This window comes from Bacillus sp. FSL M7-1345 (assembly GCF_038006985.1).
In the GTDB taxonomy this organism is placed as follows: domain Bacteria; phylum Bacillota; class Bacilli; order Bacillales; family Bacillaceae_G; genus Bacillus_A; species Bacillus_A cereus_U.
The window spans coordinates 574868-593913 of record NZ_JBBOWG010000001.1 but is presented as its reverse complement, the minus strand read 5'-3'; the positions used below and the strand labels follow the sequence as shown (position 1 = coordinate 593913).

Below are 19046 nucleotides of genomic sequence, written 5' to 3'. Positions count from 1 at the left end.
AGGGGGTACATAATGAATTTCATGAAAAAGAAATCGTTTACAGTATTTGTATTTCTACTAGCATTTTCACTGCTTTTAAGTGCTTGTGGAAAGTCAAATAACAAAGAAGAAGCAACAAAAGAAGATAATAAAAAAGAAATGATTACGGTTGAACACGCAATGGGTAAAACAGAAGTTCCTGCTAATCCAAAACGTGTCGTTATTTTAACGAATGAAGGAACTGAAGCTTTACTTGAATTAGGTGTGAAACCAGTTGGTGCTGTAAAGTCTTGGACTGGTGATCCGTGGTATCCACATATTAAGGACAAAATGAAAGATGTAAAAGTTGTTGGCGACGAAGGACAAGTTAACGTTGAAACAATTGCTTCTTTAAAACCAGATTTAATTATCGGTAACAAAATGCGTCACGAAAAAGTATATGAGCAACTAAAAGCAATCGCACCTACTGTGTTCTCTGAAACATTACGCGGTGAATGGAAAGATAACTTCAAATTTTATGCGAAAGCATTAAATAAAGAAAAAGAAGGTCAAAAGGTTTTAGCTGATTACGAATCACGTATGAAAGATTTAAAAGGCAAACTTGGCGATAAAGTAAATCAAGAAATTTCTATGGTACGTTTTATGCCTGGTGATGTTCGTATTTATCATGGTGATACATTCTCTGGTGTTATTTTAAAAGAACTTGGATTTAAACGTCCTGGTGATCAAAATAAAAATGATTTTGCAGAACGTAACGTATCTAAAGAGCGTATTTCTGCAATGGATGGTGATGTATTATTCTACTTCACATTCGATAAAGGCAACGAGAAAAAAGGCTCTGAACTAGAAAAAGAATATATAAACGATCCTCTATTTAAAAACTTAAATGCAGTAAAGAATGGAAAAGCATACAAAGTTGACGACGTTATTTGGAATACAGCTGGTGGTGTAATGGCTGCTAACTTACTACTAGACGACATTGAAAAACGCTTTGTTAAATAATTTCATTCTAACCAGCTCCCTCTTTTATGGAGCTGGTTTTTTCATTTCACTGAAGTGTCACATTATTTCATTTTGTATTTTTATTCCCGATATGTTATATTATAAAAGTAAATATAGTTTATTTTCTCTATATCAGAATAAATATTCTAATCTAAATTTTCTGATTTGTCACTATTTTACTTTCTTTTAGAATTCAATTACTACATTTGAAAACGCTTATTATCTTGTTTTCAGGGAAAAATACAATAACGGTTGAAGAAAAATAGATTTTTTTAGAAATTTTCTTTCTATTTCCATATAATTCTATTGACTTCTAAATATTTTGTGAATTAAAATAATTACATAAATATCCGTTATACAGGATTAGGGGGAAACAAAAATGGATGCAGCTTTAAAATTAGAAAAAGCTGGAGAACAACAATCACCAAAAAAACATCCACCAGGATTATATTTGTTGTTCTTAACAGAAATGTGGGAAAGATTTAGTTATTATGGAATGCGTGGCCTTTTAGTTCTTTATTTAACAACTGCTGCTGTTAGTGGCGGGTTAGGATTTGATAAGGCAGTTGCAGTGCAATTATATGGTACTTTTACAGCGGCAGTATATTTCATGCCAATTATAGGCGGATGGCTAACTGATCATTATATTACAAGACGTCATGCCATTACTCTCGGCGGAATTATTATGGCGATTGGTAACTTTGTACTATTCTCCATGAATACAAAAACAGGACTATTACTTGGATTAGTACTATTAGTTATTGGTAATGGATTCTTTAAACCAAATATTTCTACACTGTTAGGTGAATTGTATGACGAAAATGATTCACGTCGTGACAGTGCATTTACTATCTTCTATATGGGTATTAACGTAGGTGCTTTCTTCGCTCCACTTATTTGTGGATTTTTAGCAGAAGATTTCTTTAAAACAAGCGTTGATGGCGTTATGGTTATGGGATATAAATACGGATTCTTAGCAGCTTGTATCGGTATGATTATTGGCCAAATTGTTTTCAACTTATTAGCTCCTCGCTACCTTGGTACAGCAGGAACAACAGTTGTTGGTAAAAAAACAAAAAATCAACCTGCAACTGAAAAGAAACCTTTAACAAAACAAGAAAAAAATCGCACTTGGGCAATTGTAATTTTAACTTGTTTCGTTGTATTCTTCTGGGCAGGATTTGAACAAGCTGGTAGTTCTTTAACACTTTATACAGATAAATTCGTAGATCGTACAATTTTCGGATGGGAAGTTCCAACATCTTGGTTCCAATCAGTTAACCCAGCATTCATCGTACTACTTGCACCATTCGTATCTATGCTATGGTTAAAACTTTCTAAATCAAAGCGTGGCGATTTAAAAGTACCAACAAAAATGGCATTTGGTATGATTTTACTAGGTATAGGTTACCTTGTTTTAACATTAGCGGTTCTAAAAACTGGAAGTAATGAAGCTGATATAACTGTTAAAGCAAACTTATTATTCATCGTTATCACTTATATGTTCCATACAATTGGCGAACTATTCTTATCACCAATCGGTCTATCAATGGTAAGTGCAATTGCACCTGTTAAATTAGCATCATTACTAATGGGTGTATGGTTAGCTGGTTCAGGTATGGCTAACTGGTTAGCTGGTAAGCTTGCTTCCTTTACACAATCATTAGGCTATCTTGAAGTATTTGCAAGTATCGGTATTATCGTTATCGTCCTAGGATTTGTACTTCTTCTCTGCTCTAAAAAAGTTGCAAGTATGATGGAATAACACAAAAAAGACGCTTCTAAAATTAGAAGCGTCTTTTCTATTACATCTCTTCTAAAGCCGTCACATCCACGTGAACGCTCTCTCCTGGGTTGGATACGTCATACACTTGAGCACTCCCCTTCTGCTCATCACAGCTCTCAATCCATACGGGGACCCCCTCGTATGTAACATCAATTCTACTTGAAGAAGATAATATCTGTTTCACACGTTTTACATCCATTATATTATTCCTCCTTTGGCTTACAACACTCCTTTCTATCTTTTCATATCCCTTCAGAATATATTCCGTCAATTTAGTACTTCAACCGATAGTTTGTTTCTTTCTAACGCGCTAATATATACGCTCTCAAATCTTCCTATTATTACATCCTTTCCAAATAAAAAAAGACGTATGTTTCACACGTCTTTTTTCCATAATATTCAAAAATTAAGAAAATAATGTTTTTACTACTTCACTTACTTTATCGTTATGAATTTGATAGTACACTTCTAACCCGCGTCTCTCAAAGCGTACTACTTTATTTTGTTTTAATTTCGTTAAATGCTGCGAAACAGTTGATTGCGGAATTTCTAATACCTCTTGTAATTGTGTTACATTACATGTTCCACGCTGCATTAGTTCCATTACTAAACGTAGACGCAATGGATGAGCTAATGCTCTTAACATCTGTACGTCTTCTTCTGAAATACGACAGTCAAATTGGTTTTGGTTCATAAAATTCCCCTCATTTTCGTTTTTTATTTTCTTTATTATTTATTTATATATCTGTTCTTATATTTCCTGTTACGACATAACTTTATCAACCTATAATGCTGAAAAATTTTTCCTCCTTTTATCAGCACACAGTTCAGGAAAAAATCCCTGCTGATTTTGAATATTATACTATATGATATAAAGAAAAAGCAAAACAAAGGGATAGTAATACTTTGCTTACAAATGTTGATTTATCAGCCTTTTTGTTATATTTTCACCTTACTGAAATGTACAGTAATGATATTGTAAAATATCGTCTATAATTGATAACCTATCGTAAAGTAATTTGACCATATTTAACCACTTTGTTACGATAAAAAGGAAATTTAAGTAAGGAGGATGATGTAATATTAAAAAATGGTTTATTATTGCGTTAATTAGCATTGCGGTTGGCTGGACTATTATCGATCACTTCCTATTAGACAACAAAGAAGATATAGTTTCAAAATCAAACAACCCAATTGGAACTGAAATTGGCAATGTTGCCCTCAATTTCCTTCTGGAAACAACCACTGGTCAAGAAGTTCGCCTTACAGACTATAAAGGAAAAAAAGTAATATTGAATTTTTGGGCAAGCTGGTGTGGTCCATGCAAAATAGAAATGCCTGATATGGAAAAGTTTTATCATGATACTAAAGATATGGGGATTGAAATTGTCGCTGTAAATGCGACAGCTACTGAAAAAGACCCGAACAATGTAAAAAAATTTCTTGAAGAAAACAAATATACCTTCCCCGTCCTATTAGATCAGAAAGGACAGGCAAGTGCCGCATATCAAATCATCAGCATTCCAACATCTTTTGTCATCGATACAAACGGTGTCATTCAATATAAGCATGTAGGACCAATGACATATGAAAAAATGAAAGAATATGTAAATAATTTATAAAAGCGTATTCAAATCAATTTGATTACGCTTTTTGTCTACTTTATGAACAAAATGTTACTTTTAACACTATTATGGAATAATTATACTTTTCCACGTTGACAATAGTGTTGAAGGAGAATATACTAAGCATGTAAGTTGTTTGTGAATAGTTTCACAAACAATGTGAATTTCTTCACATATAAATAGATAGGAGTTGTCATCATTATGAGTACTTGGACACAAATTTATGACCCGTTAAACAACATTTGGTTATCTGCACTAATCGCTGCACTCCCAATTTTTTGCTTCATTATTTGTTTAGTGGGATTCAAAATGAAAGGTTATATCGCTGGTCTCTATAGTGTAATTGTAGCTATTATTCTTGCAATATTTGTTTATAAAATGCCAGCAACTATGGCCGTAGCATCTGCCGGATTTGGTGTTTTATCTGGATTTTATCCAATTTGTACTATCGTTATCGCAGCTATTTTCCTTTACAAATTAACTGTTAAAACAGAACAATTCAATGTCATTCGTGATAGTATTTCAAGCATTACAAATGATCAACGTTTACAAGTATTATTAATTGCTTATTCTTTCGGTGCTTTCTTAGAAGGCGCAGCTGGTTTCGGTGTTCCAGTTGCTATTACAGCAGCATTACTTGTAGGTATGGGCTTTAATCCATTAAAAGCAGCAGGTATTTGCTTAGTAGCTAATATCGCTGGTGGCGCTATGGGTGCTATGGGTATTCCAGTTACAGTACCTGCACAATTAACTCAAATTGATGCATTAACTGTCGGTCGTCAAACTGTTTATATTTTACCATTCATTAGCATTGTTTTACCTTTCTTACTTGTTTCAATGGTCGATGGAATTAAAGGTATTAAAGAAACTTGGCAAGGTATTCTTGTAAGTGGTGTTTCTTTCGCAATTACTCAATTCCTTGTAACTTATTTCTTAGGTGCAGAACTTACTAATATTTTCGCAGCCGTTGTAAGTATGGTCTCTCTTGCATTATTCTTACGTGTGTGGCAACCAAAATCTTCTGCTAAAGAAGAAAAACAAGAAGAAAAAGAATCTCATACATTCAATCAAATTTTATATGCTTGGTCTCCATTCGTATTCTTAACTGCATTTGTAACAATCTTTAATTTAAAACCAATTAAAGCTTTATTTGCTCCGGATGGTCCATTAGCAAACTTAGTATTTAACATTCAATTCCCTGGTCTTCATAATGCGGTTATGAAAACTGCACCAATTACAAAGGCTGATACACCTTTCGCAGCTATTTTCAAACTAGATGTATTCTCTTCTACAACTACTGCGATTGTATTAGCAATTATCGTTTCACTTATCGTCTACCGCGTAAACGGCAAAATGATTAAAGAATTAATGATCGAAACAATAAAAGAATTAAAAGTTCCAGTATATACAATTTGTAGCGTTATCGCTTTAGCTTACGTAGAGAACTACTCTGGTATGTCATCTACACTTGGACTTGCATTCTCTTCTACAGGAAATGCATTCCCAGTTCTTTCTCCAATTTTAGGATGGATTGGCGTATTCATTACAGGTTCAGTCGTATCAAGTGGTTCATTATTCGCACCACTTCAAGCAGTAACTGCCGATCAGTTAAACCTCGTTCCATCTACTCTCGTTTCATTAAACGTAGTTGGTGGTACAATCGCAAAAATGGTTTCACCACAATCTGTAGCAGTTGCTTGTGCAGCAGTTGGACTAGTTGGTCAAGAATCTGCCTTATTTAAAACAGTGATGAAATATAGTTTAATCTTCTTAGCTATTATTAGCTTACTTCAACTTAACTCTGTATTTAATATCTTTTAAAATAAAACACCGATCCCTATATAAGGGGGATCGGTGTTTTATTTTATACTTTTTTATTTTTTAATAAAGATGCACCAGCAATTTCAGGATGCGTCATTTCGTATGGGTCCAAAATAATATCAAGCTCTTCTGCTGTAAGTACACCATGTTCTAAGCATAGCTCCCTAACAGACTTTCCTGTCGCAATTGCTTCACGTGCAATGCGAGAAGCTGCTTCATAACCAATATGAGGGTTCACTGCTGTAATAACTCCAACACTTTTTTCAACATATTGCTTAAGCAACTCTTCATTCGCTGTAATTCCTTTAATACAATATTCACGGAATACACGGAATCCATTGTTCATAATACTGATGGATTGAATTAAATTAAATACTAATACCGGCTCCATTACATTTAACTCTAATTGTCCAGCTTCTGACGCTAAGCAAATGGTATGGTCATTTCCAATTACTTGGAAAGCAACTTGGTTAATTACTTCTGCCATAACTGGATTTACTTTACCCGGCATAATAGATGAACCTGGTTGACGAGCTGGTAATTGGATTTCCGCCAATCCAACACGTGGACCAGACGCCATAATACGAAGGTCATTTGCAATTTTAGACATATTCATCATACATACTTTTAGTGATGCAGATACTTCTGTATACGCATCTGTGTTTTGCGTCGCATCAACTAAGTGCTCTGCACCAACAAGAGGGAAACCACTAAAAGTTCGTAAATGCTTCACAACTTGTTCTATATAAGTAGGGTTTGCATTTAATCCCGTACCAACAGCTGTCGCACCCATATTAACTTCGTATAAATGTTGACGAGACTGTTTAATTCTTTTTATATCACGCTCTAGCACTCTGCTATATGCTTCGAATTCTTGCCCAAGGCGAATTGGAACTGCATCTTGCAAATGTGTACGCCCCATTTTAATGACGTGATCAAACTCTTTTGCTTTATCATGAAAAGCAGAGTGAAGTTCTTCCATTGTAACAAGAAGTTCTTCTAGCATCATAAGAGTTGCAATATGAATCCCAGTTGGGAACGCATCATTTGTTGATTGGGCCATGTTCACATGAGTATTTGGGCTAATTTTCGCATATTCACCTTTTTCGTATCCCATACGTTCTAACGCTCTATTAGCAATTACTTCATTAGTATTCATATTAATTGAAGTACCTGCTCCACCCTGAATTGGGTCTACAATAAATTGATCATGGAACTTTCCATCCATAATCTCTTGTGCAGCTTCTGCAATTTCTTGCCCGATATCTTTAGCTAAGTAACCTGTATCTATATTCGCAAGCGCTGCCGCTTTCTTTACAATTGCCATTGCCGTAATGAGTGACGGATGAATGCGGTATCCTGTAATAGGAAAGTTTTCTACGGCACGTAATGTTTGTACACCATAATAAGCTAAACTCGGTACTTCCTTTTCACCTAAAAAATCTTTTTCTATACGTATATCCTTCGTTGCTATCATTTTTCATCACCTATACTTTTCATTCTAAATCCTTATCTAAAGAATTCGCCCTATAAAATACGAGTATCATTAAAAGAATTCTTCAGTATCCACCTTCACTATATAGCACCCTTTTTGAAAGCGCAAACATTTATTTTTCTATATATACTTTTTATTAAAGTTTATATAATAGAAAATCCATTCATTCTTCTACTTTCTTTATTTCAACTCGCTTAATTTGATGCATATCCTTTTCAAGAACTTTAAAAGAAAAGCCGTGTTTCTCAATAATATCCCCCTCAGCAACGATTTGCTTTTGTACCATAATCCAACCACCAATTGTATCAACATCATCAGCGACCAAATGTATGCCAAATAAATCATTTACTTCGCTAATAAGCACTTTCCCCTCTACAATTTTACACACTTCACTTATATGTTCTATAGGTGGATGCTCATCTTCATCGTATTCATCTCGGATTTCTCCAACAATTTCTTCTAAAATATCTTCCAATGTAACAATCCCTGCTGTGCCACCATATTCATCATATAATACAGCTAATGGAATGCGCCTTCTTTGCATTTGCAATAGTAAATCATGGATTGGGATATTTTCTAACACTTCAATAACTGGACGTGTATATGGTGTAATCGAACACTCTTCATCTCGATTACCATCCATATAACGAATAAATAAGTCCTTTACATTAACCATCCCAATAATTTCATCTTTATCTTCACCAAATACTGGATATCTCGTATATTTTTCTTGTGCGATTACTTTAATATGTGTCTCAAAAGGCTCATCTTCATATAAACCAACAACTTCAGTACGAGGTACCATGATTTCCTTTGCTACCCTGTTATCAAATTCAAAGATGTTATTTACATATTTAAATTCAGTTTGATTAATCTCGCCACTTTCATAACTCTCAGACAAGATTAATCTTAGTTCCTCCTCAGAATGCGCAACTTCATGTTCAGAAGCCGGATGTAAACCAAATAAGCCTGTCACAAATCGCGCAGAGCCATTTAAAGCCCAAATAAATGGATACATAACTCGGTAAAAATAAATAATGGGCTTTGATAATAATAAGCTAACTTGCTCTGCTTTTTGGATTGCAAAAGTCTTTGGAGCGAGTTCACCAATTACAACATGTAAAAACGTAATAACTGCAAATGCAATAATAAATGAAACTGTACTTGCAATTGCAGGAGATAAATCCAATTTTAAAAACAGCGGTTCGAGTAAATGTTTAATCGTCGGTTCTCCTAACCACCCGAGCCCTAAAGCAGTAATCGTAATTCCTAACTGACATGCAGATAAATACTCATCTAAATTTGAAGTTACTTTTTTAGCTGCCAATGCGCCTCGTCTTTTTTCACTAACAAGTTGATCGATACGACTGCTACGCACCTTTATAATTGCAAACTCTACAGCTACAAAGAAACCTGTCAGCGCAATAAGAACAGCTACCATCAATAATTTTAAAATATCCACATATGTCCTTTAGCTTTTCTTAGCTAAAGTTACACCTCCTTTAAATAAAGAAGTTTCACTTTAGTTTCTTCATTTACTTGAAAGCAACCCTATATAAAATTCACCAATTTTCAGCCTTCATACAATTCTAATGGCAAACCGTCAGGATCTTGGAAAAAGACGAATTTTTTTCCCGTTATCTCATCAACACGTATCAATTCCGTCTCAACATCGCATCGGTTTAAATGTTTAACAGCTTCTTCTATATCAGTAACCGCAAAAGCTAAATGTCTAAGTCCAGCAGCCTCTGGAAAGCTTGCGCGATCAGGCGGACTTGGAAATGAAAATAATTCAATTTGATACTCTCCTCCTACACATAAATCTAACTTATAAGAATTTCGTTCCTTTCTATATACTTCATTCTTCACTTTGAAACCTAATATTCGTGTATAAAAATCCTTTGACACTTCATAATTTGAACAAATAATTGCAACGTGATGTACTCTACATATATTCATGATTCCTCTATTCCTCTCTTTACCAAACATGCATATTCTCACTTTAAATGAAAAACATATATATCAGAATATCTCTTTTAGGGGGCTTATTATGAAATTTATCACTTTTTTCGTTGGACTTATCGTTGTTTTTTTCCTCGCCTACATTGCTAGCAACAATAAAAAGCATATTAAATTTAAACCAATTTTCATCATGCTTATTATACAGGTAATTTTAACCTATTTATTATTAAATACAGAAATTGGTCTCATACTTATCACGATAATTTCCAGCCTGTTTACGAGGCTACTTGAGTATGCTGCCAGTGGTATAAACTTTGTATTTGGTGGTCTTGCAAATAAAGGGGAAATGCCATTTTTCCTTAACGTATTATTACCGATTGTCTTTATCTCCGTCTTAATTGGTATATTACAACATTTCAAAATACTACCATTCTTTATTCGTTGGATTGGTTTCTTTCTTAGTAAAATAAACGGTCTTGGGAAATTAGAATCTTACAACGCCATCGCTTCCGCTATTGTCGGCCAATCAGAAGTTTTTATTACGGTTAAAAAACAATTAGCCCAAATTCCAAAACATCGACTATATACACTTTGCGCCTCTGCTATGTCAACAGTATCTATGTCCATTGTCGGTGCCTATATGACAATGATTGAACCAAAATATGTAGTAACCGCACTCGTTCTCAATTTATTTAGTGGTTTTATTATCGTACTCATTATTAACCCTTACGACGTTAACGATGAGGAAGACATTTTGGTAATAAAAGGGGAAAAACAAAGTTTCTTTGAAATGCTTGGAGAATACATTCTTGATGGTTTTCGCGTAGCTATTGTCGTCGGCGCTATGCTCATTGGATTCGTCGCATTAATGAGTTGCATTAATGACCTATTCCTCATTATATTCGGCATTACTTTCCAACAACTAATAGGCTATGTATTCGCCCCTATTGCATTTCTTATTGGCGTACCAAGTTCTGAAATTGTCACAGCGGGTAGCATTATGGCAACAAAGCTTGTAACAAATGAATTTGTAGCAATGATGGATCTTAGTAAAATTTCCAGCACTCTCTCTATCCGTACAGTTGGTATTATTTCTGTCTTCCTCGTTTCTTTTGCCAACTTTTCTTCCATTGGAATTATTTCCGGTGCGGTAAAAGGGTTAAACGAAGAACAAGGAAATGTTGTTGCCCGCTTCGGCCTAAAATTACTATACGGAGCTACTCTTGTTAGTATTTTATCTGCGATTATTGTAAGTATTATGCTTTAATTAGGTAAAATTTTATCATTTTCTTATCCCTGTCTTTTGTATACACTAACGAATAGATGTCTTATAAAGTGAAACTTTAATCAGAGGGGGCTATACCCCACTGATTATTAGTTGAACCAATCGGGCAGTTATCTCCCACCTAACTTCCTTGCATTCGCTGGACTTTGAGGTGGGAGTTTTACTGCCCGTTAATGCGGGATAAATAATCAAGACATCTATTTTTTATACATGTACAATACCTTTTATTTAGCGTAAAATATTTTTTATGTGTTTTAATACACTTTTAGATGTATACACTTTGATTGTTTTAAAGGAGAAAAAATGATGAAATCCGACATTAACAACGAAACTCGAGCCAAAAAAGGACGTTCAAAGAAAAAGCGCCTACTTTGGTTCCTTCTTATTCCCTTACTTATTGTAGCAATGGGAGCAGGAGGCTATTCCTTCCATATATACAGTAAAGCAAAATCCGTCTTAAGCAACGCCTATTCTGAACTCGGCCGAGGAGATAAATCCAGCAAACGTGAAAAAGCTGTTAAACCTATGACTGATAATATTTCTGTCCTGATCATGGGTGTTGATGAAAGTGATATTAGGGAAAAAGGTTACGGAAAAGCGACTCGTACAGATGCATTACTACTTGCAACAATTAATAAAAATGATAAATCTGTTAAACTAGTCAGCATTCCACGTGATTCACGCGTCTACATTAAATCACGTGATAAATATGATAAAATTACACATGCACACGTATTCGGTGGTGTAGACAGCACAATTGATACAGTAGAAAAATTTTTAGATGTCCCAGTTGATTACTACGTAAAATTCAATTTCAAATCCTTTATCAAGATCGTTGATTCTCTAGGTGGTATAACTGTCGACGTTCCAGTTGAGTTCACAGAACAAAACAGTAGCGACGAAGCAGATGCAATTCACCTAAAAAAAGGGCGTCAACATTTAAATGGAGAAGAAGCACTTGCACTAGCTAGAACTCGTCATATTGATAGTGATTATATGCGCGGTCAACGACAACAACTTGTTTTAGAGGCTATTGCTGAAAAAGCCCTATCTCTCAATTCCATTAATAAAATCGGAAGCCTATTAGATGCTGTCGATACAGACTTAAAAACAAATTTAACTTTTGATGATATGATGACTATTGCAAAAAATTCAATGGGTTCAAATTTAAAAATGGATAAATTGCAAGTGGAAGGTACTGATAAATATATAGGTGGTATTTATTATTACGTTCCAAACGAAAAGAGTGTTAATAATATATCGACAACACTTCAAGAACATCTCGGTGTTACGAATAAAAATGAGCATAAAAAATTATAATAAAAAGGCTGCTAGATCTTTCTAAGCAGCCTTTTTATTATAATTTTCAACATATTTCTCATGCATATTGTGACAAAAAGAGACAATTATTACAACAGTGTAACATTTTTTATGAAAACATTACACACATAGTGAAAATAATAGTATACTAGTACGTACATAATGTTATTTTAATCATTTTTATACAAAAAATGTAATACATATATTTATACAAATTTTTCTGGGGGGAAATAAATGAAGCTAAGCAAAATACTGATTGGTTCCGCTATTGCTGGTGGCATATTACTTTGTGTTGGTGGTGTTGGTGGATATCAATATGTATCCAAATTAAATACTCAACTAAATACAACTGCACTACCAAACACTACATTTGAAGGTATTTCTCTTGATGGAAAAAATAAAGCAGATATTCAAGCTATTGTTAATCAAAAGGTGAATGAATTAAATCAAAAATCTCTTAACTACGTATTCCAAAATGATAAACAAAATTACACATGGAAAGATTTAGGAGTAGATTATAAAGAGAAGGATATTGTCGACAATATCTTTAAAGAGCAAGAAGGGAACGTAATGAATCGTTACAACATGCGTAAGCAAGCTGAAAACGGTGAAGTAAAACGTGACTATAAATTAACACCACAATTAAATACAACAACTTATGAAACCTTTATAAAGGATAAATATAATGAAACATTAAAAAATCCTGTCAACGCCGAATTAAGTGTTGAAGGCTCTACAGTAAATATTAGCCAAAGTCAAAATGGGGAAAAAATTAATAAAGGAAAATTAACCGATTTAACAAGCGCAGCTATTACTTCTGGCACATCCGATGTTGCATTACCAGTTACACTAATAAAACCTGAACGTTCTACAGAAGATATACAACAGATGGGGATTAAAGAAGTGATTGCTGAATACTCTACCCCAATGGCTGGCCGTAATGGAAATCAGTCCTATAACGTAAATAAGTCAGCTAATACTTTAAGTGGAGTTATTGTTGCACCTGATGACACGTTTAGTTTTAATGGCCGTGTTGGCGTAACTGATGCTGCAAATGGCTATAAATCCGCAGCAGTATATTCACAAGGTAAAGTTATACAAAGTGCAGGCGGAGGTGTTTGCCAAGTAAGTAGTACTTTATATAGTGCAGCTTTAAGGGCAGATTTAGGAATTGTTTCTCGAAGCAATCATTCTATGCCCGTAAATTATTTACCACTTGGGCAAGATGCAGCAGTGGCAGATTATGGTCCGGATTTAAAATTTAAAAACAATACAGGTAAGCATATTTACATTCAAGCATTTTCAAATGGCGGCAGTATTACTACACGTATTTTCGGTACAAATACTGGTAAAAATGTTGAAGTTTCTTCTCAAGTAATTAGTAATACTGGTGATAAAATAACAGCGGTTACGTACAAAAAAGTAACACAAAACGGTGAAGTAATATCAAATGGACAAATTTCAAAAAGCGTATATAAAAGTGCCCCAAAACAATAAGATAATATCAAACGGACAAATTTCAAAAAGCAAAAGAAAAAGGCGTGATCTACTCACGCCTTTTTCTTTTGCAATAATAGTAAAAAAGTTTCAAGATGGTCTTTCGTTTCTTCTAAAGACCACATACGATTCCCTTGCTTCGCAGCTAATACGCACGCTTCTTCCCACGCGTTCTTTTTCTTCATATTTACTAATTCATCGCGTAATTTCAAAACAATTTCTTCGTCTTCTTGCTCTATGAACTCTTCCATCACGCTTACTATTTCATCCTCATGAATACTTAACGTACAGTACGATTTAAGAAAGTATTGTAATGTTGGATACATATATACTCCCCCCTTTATTTATCTGATGGATAAGAAGTAATAATCTTAAATCCTAGATCTCCTGATTTATCTCTCGCTAAAACAGTAACAGTCTTTACTAGTTTGTCTTTTACATTCATATTTTTCTTTATTACTGTTTTTCCAACTGGGAATGCATGAGTTGTATTCAATACAAGGCGAGCCTCTTTAGAGTTTTTCAACCAATCCTGAATTTCTTTATCATGTTGTTTTAAACTATCTTTCACAGCCTTTGTCGCTGTTTCCTTATCATAGTATGTACTTGCCGCTGAAACTTTATCTGTCTTCAAACGATTCTTCAAATCCTCTTCTGATTTTCCTACATGCCTTTCAATCGTATGACCATTTTTAGGTGGCCCTTCCATTTCATCTAAAATATTATCACTAATTTTTTCTACTGATGTAGAATGATCCTCTTTTGGTTTTTCTGTTTTTTGTTCTTTTCCTGCACATCCACTTAAAATCAGCATTAGTGCTAATAAACTACTTAGGAAAAGACTACTTAGTCGTTTCATCGTATCACCTCTTCCATGATTATTATCGTAACTCCACTAAAAGTCAATTTCACAAAGAAAAATGTATACAATTTTAAAATCCCTCATTCATTTCACTATATTTTCCAACCCCCTTTCATCAAATCACTGTTTTTCGCCCCCTTTAAAATATACCCCCATGTTTTTCGGATTATTCCCCAGATAAAAACACCAATCATAACACTCCATAAACCCTTTAAATATAGGGTTTATGGAGTGTTTTTTAAATAGAATAAATATACCCCTACTTTTATATACCCAATACCTATATAAGGTATACAAACCCTTTTCTACCAACTGTTTTCTACATTATGTAAATTTGCACTTGCCTATACAATGGAAATATGGTGTAATGCAAAAAAAGATAAAGGATTTTATAAAATGGCTGAAACAATTCAAAACTTCTTAACAGACTATTATTCAATCGCAATTCCACTTAGTATCTTAATCAACATCATCATCAGTCTTTTAGGTTTTATCCCTAGTATTTTTTTGACCGCCATTAATATACAGCTCTTCGGTGTAACAAATGGCACAATCATTTCGATCTCAGGTGAGGCATTAGGGGCTATTATCTCGTTTTATATTTATCGCATAGGCCTTCAAAAGTTCACTCACGATAAAGTAAATAAGTATCCAAAGGTAGAACGTCTTCTTTACGTAGAAGGCAGAGAGGCATTTCTACTCGTCCTATCTTTTCGTTTTATTCCTTTCATTCCGTCCAGTATCGTTACTTTATTTGCAGCTCTCGGCAAAATGTCATTACTCTCTTTCAGTATTGCCAGTACAATAGGGAAAGTACCAGCCTTATTGATTGAAGTATATTCTGCATATCATGTCATTAACGGAACAAATGAAGCGAAATGGATTATTACAATCGCAGGTTGTGTTGGATTATTTTATTTGTGGAAAAAATGGAGAAAAAAATAAAGAAGGAGCATAGGCTCCTTCTTTATTTTTTGAAGTATATTCTATTAATATATATATCTTACGAATAGAAATATCTTAGTTTACACCAACAGCACTAAATGATTGCTTAACTGCTGCTACTTCTGCAGAGCTAGCACCATATAAATCAGCTGCAGCTTGCACTAAGCCAGCACGCGCTTGGCTAAATGTAGTAGATTGCGTGAAATACTGTGTATTTGCACGGTAGTAAATTGCACCTAATTTATCTTTGCCGATACCATTTACAGTTACACCAGAATGCGTACCGCCATTTGCTAATAAATAAGCTTGTTTGTTAATAATGCCACTGTTTGTATGAACTCCACCGTTATCACTTGAACCAGTGTAACGCTTAGAATAATGGTCTGGGTCACCATACTTTGCAGGATCACTCATAGAACGAAGTGCATCTCCCGCTTTACCAGGTGTATAAATATCTTCACCAATCTCCCAATCTGGGTTACGGTTATCATAATACTCTACTAACGTACCAAAAATATCAGAAACTGCTTCATTTAACGCTCCTGATTCATTTTGATAAATTAAATCTGAACTGTTTTCCGTAACAGCATGTGTTAATTCGTGTCCAATTACATCAATGCCACCAGATAATGAAGTGAATGTTACACCATCACCATCTCCGTATACCATTTGCGAGCCGTTCCAGAACGCATTATTATACTTACTTCCGTAATGAACTGTTGATTTTAATGGCGCTCCTGCATCATTGATAGAGTTTCTGTTAAATGTAGCTTTATAGTAATCATATGTTCTGCCTGCATAGTAATGAGCATCAACTGCCGCTGCATCATACGCTGCATTGAAAACATTATCTGCATCTGCCCATAATGTTCCTGGTAATGTTGAGCGGTTTTTCGCATCATATGTGAAAATTGTTGCTCCGCGCGTATTATCTTGCAAGTAGTAAGATGATCCAGATAACGTTGTATTAAGCGATTTCGTATCTCCTAATACACCTTTACCAGTTCCCACTTTATTCGTTCCTGTTACAGGCTTTACAACCGCTTTCGCATCCTGTTTCGGAGCATCTTGTTTAACTGGTGACTTATCATCATTCGTTACATGATCAAGTTTATTATATTTATTTAACACTTTACCGCTTTCCGCTTCAATGAAATAGTAATAGTTTCCTGGATTTGGCTCTAAGAAGTTTAAATTCACAACATATGCATATGTTGTTTCTTCACCGTTTTGATATACATATAAGTCCGCTTTTGGATCCACCTCATATTTAGGTGTTACCCCTAAATCTTGTTGCGCGATTTCAATTGCTTTTGCGCCTTCAATCTTATTTTTGTTTTTCAACTTTTCCTTCTTGTCTAAATCAGGCGCAACTGTTCCAGACAGTACTTTTAAAGAACCATCTTTACTTACATGAGCTACTTGAGTAGACCCCCATACAGGTACTCCCTCGTAAACTTGTTGCATACGTACTACTGTTGAATCAGTGACAGAGTCTTTTTTCACTTGTTTCACTTTGAAAGAATCTTGCGCACTCTTTTCTCCTAACTTATAATCACCTTTTGCCGCGTTTAAGTAATCAAACACAACTGATTCCGCTTTCTTGCCAGTCGCTCCAGTTAGATCACCAGAAATAAACTCAGGTGACTGTACTGTCTCATTGTACTTCTTCGTAGAGAGCACATTTTTAGAATCCGCAAACGCAGAGCCTGTCCCTCCAAATGTAGTAACTGCCATTCCTGTCGCTAACACTAACGCTAAACTCTTCCTTTTCATATAACCTTCCCCCTAATAAAAAATTTTTGAAAAAGAGTAATTTCATATTAGCATTATGTTTCCACTATTAATATACTAAAAATTCAAATAACTTTTTTCTCAAGTTTTGTAGAATTTTAGGGAACAAATAATGAGAAACCCCTTTCCGTTTGGAAAGGGGTTTTTATTAAGAGTTTATCACTTCAACTACTTTCTCTCCTTGACCATAGATATCCGATGTCCAAGCATATTGCGGTTCCAATACCACTAATACAGCTACCAAAGCCAAAGCACCAATAATTATTTTCTTCATATTATTTTCCTCCCTTTTCTTCTAATAAATTAATTGCTAATTTATAATAGTTATTACTTTCTCGAAACTCTAATAATTCTTCATGATACCCTGCTAGTTCTAAATACACCATTTTTAATTCCTTTTTATTCTCTTCACCTCTAAAAAATGGGATTGCCTCAACTTCTAAAAATTTTTTATAAACATCTTTAGTTTCAAAGTATTTATACTTAAGCATTAAAAGTATATATAGCATACTTTTATACTTTTCATCCCTCTTCGCGACATCTATCCCTTTACCGATCCAATCTTTCGCTTCTTCAAATTCTTTTAATTCAATACATTGTAAAGCAATCTCATATACTGCATCAATATAATTTAAATCCTCTTCCTTCTTATACTGTAAGCATTGCAAATAATAATCTTTAGCTTTTGCATAATCTTTTAAGTTATAGTACAAGAATCCTAAGTTATTTAAAGCAATAGCTGTTATGCTTTCTTTATCAGCGAAAGAATTTGCTTCTCTCAAAATATTGTTATAAATAGATAGCGCTTCATTATATTGTTTTTTTTGTATATAACTCAGCGCAATAAGTAATTGGCAATTTATCACATAACGGAACTTATATTCATTCTTAAATCCTTCCATCGCTACATTAGCAAAATGTAAAGTCATATGTTCAACTTCTAATTCATTATAAACAAGAGCTAAATTGAAATATATTCCATTTTCGTGATAACCTTGTTCCTTTGCCATTACTTCTGTTCGAGCCAAGTACTCCAAAGCCCTCTTATATTTATGTTGTAAAAAATAATATAACCCTTTGCTATACGTATATAATAATTTCTGGAATGGTGAATACTTTTTGTACATCTTCTTTAAGCTCTCTAACTCTTCTTCAACAGCAGGAAAATCCCTTTTCATAATTAAATAACGTGTATAAAGCAGTTTATAATAATTTATAATTTCAAAATCTACAACATGTTTTATTTCACCTTGTAACTCTTCATATATGCGTTCTACCTGTTGCTTGTCCAAATGAATTAGTGCATTCAACCACTCGTCCAACTTCACCTTCACATCTTCTTCTACATCTCTCAAATCTGTCACAGCAATTTCTAGTCTTGTGCAGAGCAATTGTAGAATTTCTTCTGATGCTTCAATCTTTCCATTTTCGATCTTACTTAAGTATGAGACAGAACAAATGCCCTGACATAATTCTTCTTGTGTCATTTTTTGCTGTAGCCGTTTATAAAAGACTTGCTTGCCTATTTTTTCTAATGTTTGTTGCATTGTCCTCCTCCATTCTCATTACCCCCATTACTCTAATAATACATAAAATCTAAAGAAATATAAATTGATAAATGTAAATTTTCTAAAAAATATGCATTATTTCATTTTTTTCTCTCTTGACTTCAA

18 protein-coding genes are annotated in these 19046 nt (G+C 34.1%); 8 read left to right on the top strand and 10 right to left on the bottom strand.

Features of this window, described 5'->3' with window-relative positions; all coding sequences use genetic code 11:
• Positions 1–12 precede the first annotated feature (12 nt).
• Together MHB76_RS03015 and MHB76_RS03010 are read left to right on the top strand one after the other, a co-directional pair.
• Complete coding sequence (locus MHB76_RS03015; RefSeq protein ID WP_016103511.1) at positions 13–981, top strand: ABC transporter substrate-binding protein; 969 nt, start codon at positions 13–15, stop codon at positions 979–981.
• 379 nt (positions 982–1360) lie between these two features.
• Positions 1361–2746 (top strand): peptide MFS transporter, encoded by a 1386-nt coding sequence (locus tag MHB76_RS03010; protein ID WP_002169176.1) that lies wholly within the window; start codon positions 1361–1363, stop codon positions 2744–2746.
• A gap of 40 nt (positions 2747–2786) precedes the next feature.
• Here MHB76_RS03010 and MHB76_RS03005 read toward each other — a convergent pair whose 3' ends face one another.
• Both MHB76_RS03005 and MHB76_RS03000 read right to left on the bottom strand, forming a co-directional pair.
• Positions 2787–2966, bottom strand: a complete 180-nt coding sequence (locus MHB76_RS03005) for an acid-soluble spore protein H (protein WP_002010492.1) — start codon at positions 2964–2966, stop codon at positions 2787–2789.
• A 207-nt stretch (positions 2967–3173) separates the two neighbouring features.
• On the bottom strand, positions 3174–3461 hold the full coding sequence (locus MHB76_RS03000) for an ArsR/SmtB family transcription factor (protein WP_001075217.1): 288 nt from the start codon (positions 3459–3461) through the stop codon (positions 3174–3176).
• A gap of 388 nt (positions 3462–3849) precedes the next feature.
• On the opposite strand from MHB76_RS03000, the gene MHB76_RS02995 reads away from it, so the two are divergent.
• The gene (locus MHB76_RS02995; protein WP_308033385.1) at positions 3850–4389 is read left to right on the top strand and encodes a redoxin domain-containing protein; all 540 of its coding nucleotides are present in this window, start codon (positions 3850–3852) and stop codon (positions 4387–4389) included.
• Positions 4390–4593: 204 nt separating this feature from the next.
• Positions 4594–6213, top strand: a complete 1620-nt coding sequence (locus MHB76_RS02990; RefSeq protein ID WP_078173855.1) for an L-lactate permease — start codon at positions 4594–4596, stop codon at positions 6211–6213.
• A 43-nt stretch (positions 6214–6256) separates the two neighbouring features.
• On the opposite strand, the gene aspA is transcribed toward MHB76_RS02990, so the two are convergent.
• The 3 genes from aspA to gloA2 form a co-directional block, all read right to left on the bottom strand.
• The gene (aspA, locus tag MHB76_RS02985) at positions 6257–7690 is read right to left on the bottom strand and encodes an aspartate ammonia-lyase (RefSeq protein WP_078173856.1); all 1434 of its coding nucleotides are present in this window, start codon (positions 7688–7690) and stop codon (positions 6257–6259) included.
• Positions 7691–7871: 181 nt separating this feature from the next.
• Entirely contained in the window at positions 7872–9170 is a 1299-nt protein-coding gene (locus tag MHB76_RS02980) for a hemolysin family protein (protein WP_002159325.1), read from the bottom strand.
• Between the two features lie 110 nt (positions 9171–9280).
• Complete coding sequence (gene gloA2 / locus MHB76_RS02975) at positions 9281–9667, bottom strand: SMU1112c/YaeR family gloxylase I-like metalloprotein (RefSeq protein WP_033710652.1); 387 nt, start codon at positions 9665–9667, stop codon at positions 9281–9283.
• A gap of 91 nt (positions 9668–9758) precedes the next feature.
• On the opposite strand from gloA2, the gene MHB76_RS02970 reads away from it, so the two are divergent.
• The 3 genes from MHB76_RS02970 to MHB76_RS02960 all read left to right on the top strand — a co-directional run bounded on the left by MHB76_RS02970 (position 9759) and on the right by MHB76_RS02960 (position 13772).
• On the top strand, positions 9759–10937 hold the full coding sequence (locus MHB76_RS02970; protein WP_002159327.1) for a NupC/NupG family nucleoside CNT transporter: 1179 nt from the start codon (positions 9759–9761) through the stop codon (positions 10935–10937).
• A gap of 321 nt (positions 10938–11258) precedes the next feature.
• Positions 11259–12275 carry an LCP family protein gene (locus tag MHB76_RS02965; protein ID WP_002159328.1) on the top strand — a complete coding sequence of 339 codons (1017 nt, stop codon included), beginning with the start codon at positions 11259–11261 and terminating at the stop codon, positions 12273–12275.
• 234 nt (positions 12276–12509) lie between these two features.
• On the top strand, positions 12510–13772 hold the full coding sequence (locus tag MHB76_RS02960) for a VanW family protein (RefSeq protein ID WP_078173858.1): 1263 nt from the start codon (positions 12510–12512) through the stop codon (positions 13770–13772).
• 53 nt (positions 13773–13825) lie between these two features.
• Here the strand turns inward: MHB76_RS02960 and MHB76_RS02955 are convergent, their stop codons facing one another.
• Positions 13826–14098, bottom strand: coding sequence for a hypothetical protein (locus MHB76_RS02955; RefSeq protein WP_002113995.1), 273 nt, complete (start codon positions 14096–14098; stop codon positions 13826–13828).
• Positions 14099–14112: 14 nt separating this feature from the next.
• Entirely contained in the window at positions 14113–14631 is a 519-nt protein-coding gene (locus MHB76_RS02950; protein WP_078173859.1) for an RNase A-like domain-containing lipoprotein, read from the bottom strand.
• A gap of 399 nt (positions 14632–15030) precedes the next feature.
• On the opposite strand from MHB76_RS02950, the gene MHB76_RS02945 reads away from it, so the two are divergent.
• Complete coding sequence (locus tag MHB76_RS02945; RefSeq protein ID WP_002159331.1) at positions 15031–15579, top strand: TVP38/TMEM64 family protein; 549 nt, start codon at positions 15031–15033, stop codon at positions 15577–15579.
• A gap of 75 nt (positions 15580–15654) precedes the next feature.
• Here the strand turns inward: MHB76_RS02945 and MHB76_RS02940 are convergent, their stop codons facing one another.
• From MHB76_RS02940 to MHB76_RS02930, 3 genes are all read right to left on the bottom strand, one after another.
• Positions 15655–17355 (bottom strand): M4 family metallopeptidase, encoded by a 1701-nt coding sequence (locus MHB76_RS02940; RefSeq protein WP_016103503.1) that lies wholly within the window; start codon positions 17353–17355, stop codon positions 15655–15657.
• 166 nt (positions 17356–17521) lie between these two features.
• Positions 17522–17647, bottom strand: a complete 126-nt coding sequence (locus MHB76_RS02935; RefSeq protein ID WP_002113982.1) for an NprX family peptide pheromone — start codon at positions 17645–17647, stop codon at positions 17522–17524.
• Position 17648: 1 nt separating this feature from the next.
• Positions 17649–18920: a tetratricopeptide repeat protein gene (locus MHB76_RS02930; protein ID WP_002113979.1), complete on the bottom strand. Its 1272-nt coding sequence runs from the start codon at positions 18918–18920 to the stop codon at positions 17649–17651.
• Between the last annotated feature and the right edge of the window lie 126 nt (positions 18921–19046).

Bases quoted from the DNA above. Each gene is read 5' to 3' on its own strand.
- MHB76_RS03015 (WP_016103511.1), top strand. From the start codon at position 13: ATGAATTTCATGAAAAAGAAATCGTTTACAGTATTTGTATTTCTACTA.
- MHB76_RS03010 (WP_002169176.1), top strand. From the start codon at position 1,361: ATGGATGCAGCTTTAAAATTAGAAAAAGCTGGAGAACAACAATCACCA.
- MHB76_RS03005 (WP_002010492.1), bottom strand. From the start codon at position 2,966: ATGGATGTAAAACGTGTGAAACAGATATTATCTTCTTCAAGTAGAATT.
- MHB76_RS03000 (WP_001075217.1), bottom strand. From the start codon at position 3,461: ATGAACCAAAACCAATTTGACTGTCGTATTTCAGAAGAAGACGTACAG.
- MHB76_RS02990 (WP_078173855.1), top strand. From the start codon at position 4,594: ATGAGTACTTGGACACAAATTTATGACCCGTTAAACAACATTTGGTTA.
- aspA (WP_078173856.1), bottom strand. From the start codon at position 7,690: ATGATAGCAACGAAGGATATACGTATAGAAAAAGATTTTTTAGGTGAA.
- gloA2 (WP_033710652.1), bottom strand. From the start codon at position 9,667: ATGAATATATGTAGAGTACATCACGTTGCAATTATTTGTTCAAATTAT.
- MHB76_RS02970 (WP_002159327.1), top strand. From the start codon at position 9,759: ATGAAATTTATCACTTTTTTCGTTGGACTTATCGTTGTTTTTTTCCTC.
- MHB76_RS02965 (WP_002159328.1), top strand. From the start codon at position 11,259: ATGATGAAATCCGACATTAACAACGAAACTCGAGCCAAAAAAGGACGT.
- MHB76_RS02960 (WP_078173858.1), top strand. From the start codon at position 12,510: ATGAAGCTAAGCAAAATACTGATTGGTTCCGCTATTGCTGGTGGCATA.
- MHB76_RS02955 (WP_002113995.1), bottom strand. From the start codon at position 14,098: ATGTATCCAACATTACAATACTTTCTTAAATCGTACTGTACGTTAAGT.
- MHB76_RS02950 (WP_078173859.1), bottom strand. From the start codon at position 14,631: ATGAAACGACTAAGTAGTCTTTTCCTAAGTAGTTTATTAGCACTAATG.
- MHB76_RS02945 (WP_002159331.1), top strand. From the start codon at position 15,031: ATGGCTGAAACAATTCAAAACTTCTTAACAGACTATTATTCAATCGCA.
- MHB76_RS02940 (WP_016103503.1), bottom strand. From the start codon at position 17,355: ATGAAAAGGAAGAGTTTAGCGTTAGTGTTAGCGACAGGAATGGCAGTT.
- MHB76_RS02935 (WP_002113982.1), bottom strand. From the start codon at position 17,647: ATGAAGAAAATAATTATTGGTGCTTTGGCTTTGGTAGCTGTATTAGTG.
- MHB76_RS02930 (WP_002113979.1), bottom strand. From the start codon at position 18,920: ATGCAACAAACATTAGAAAAAATAGGCAAGCAAGTCTTTTATAAACGG.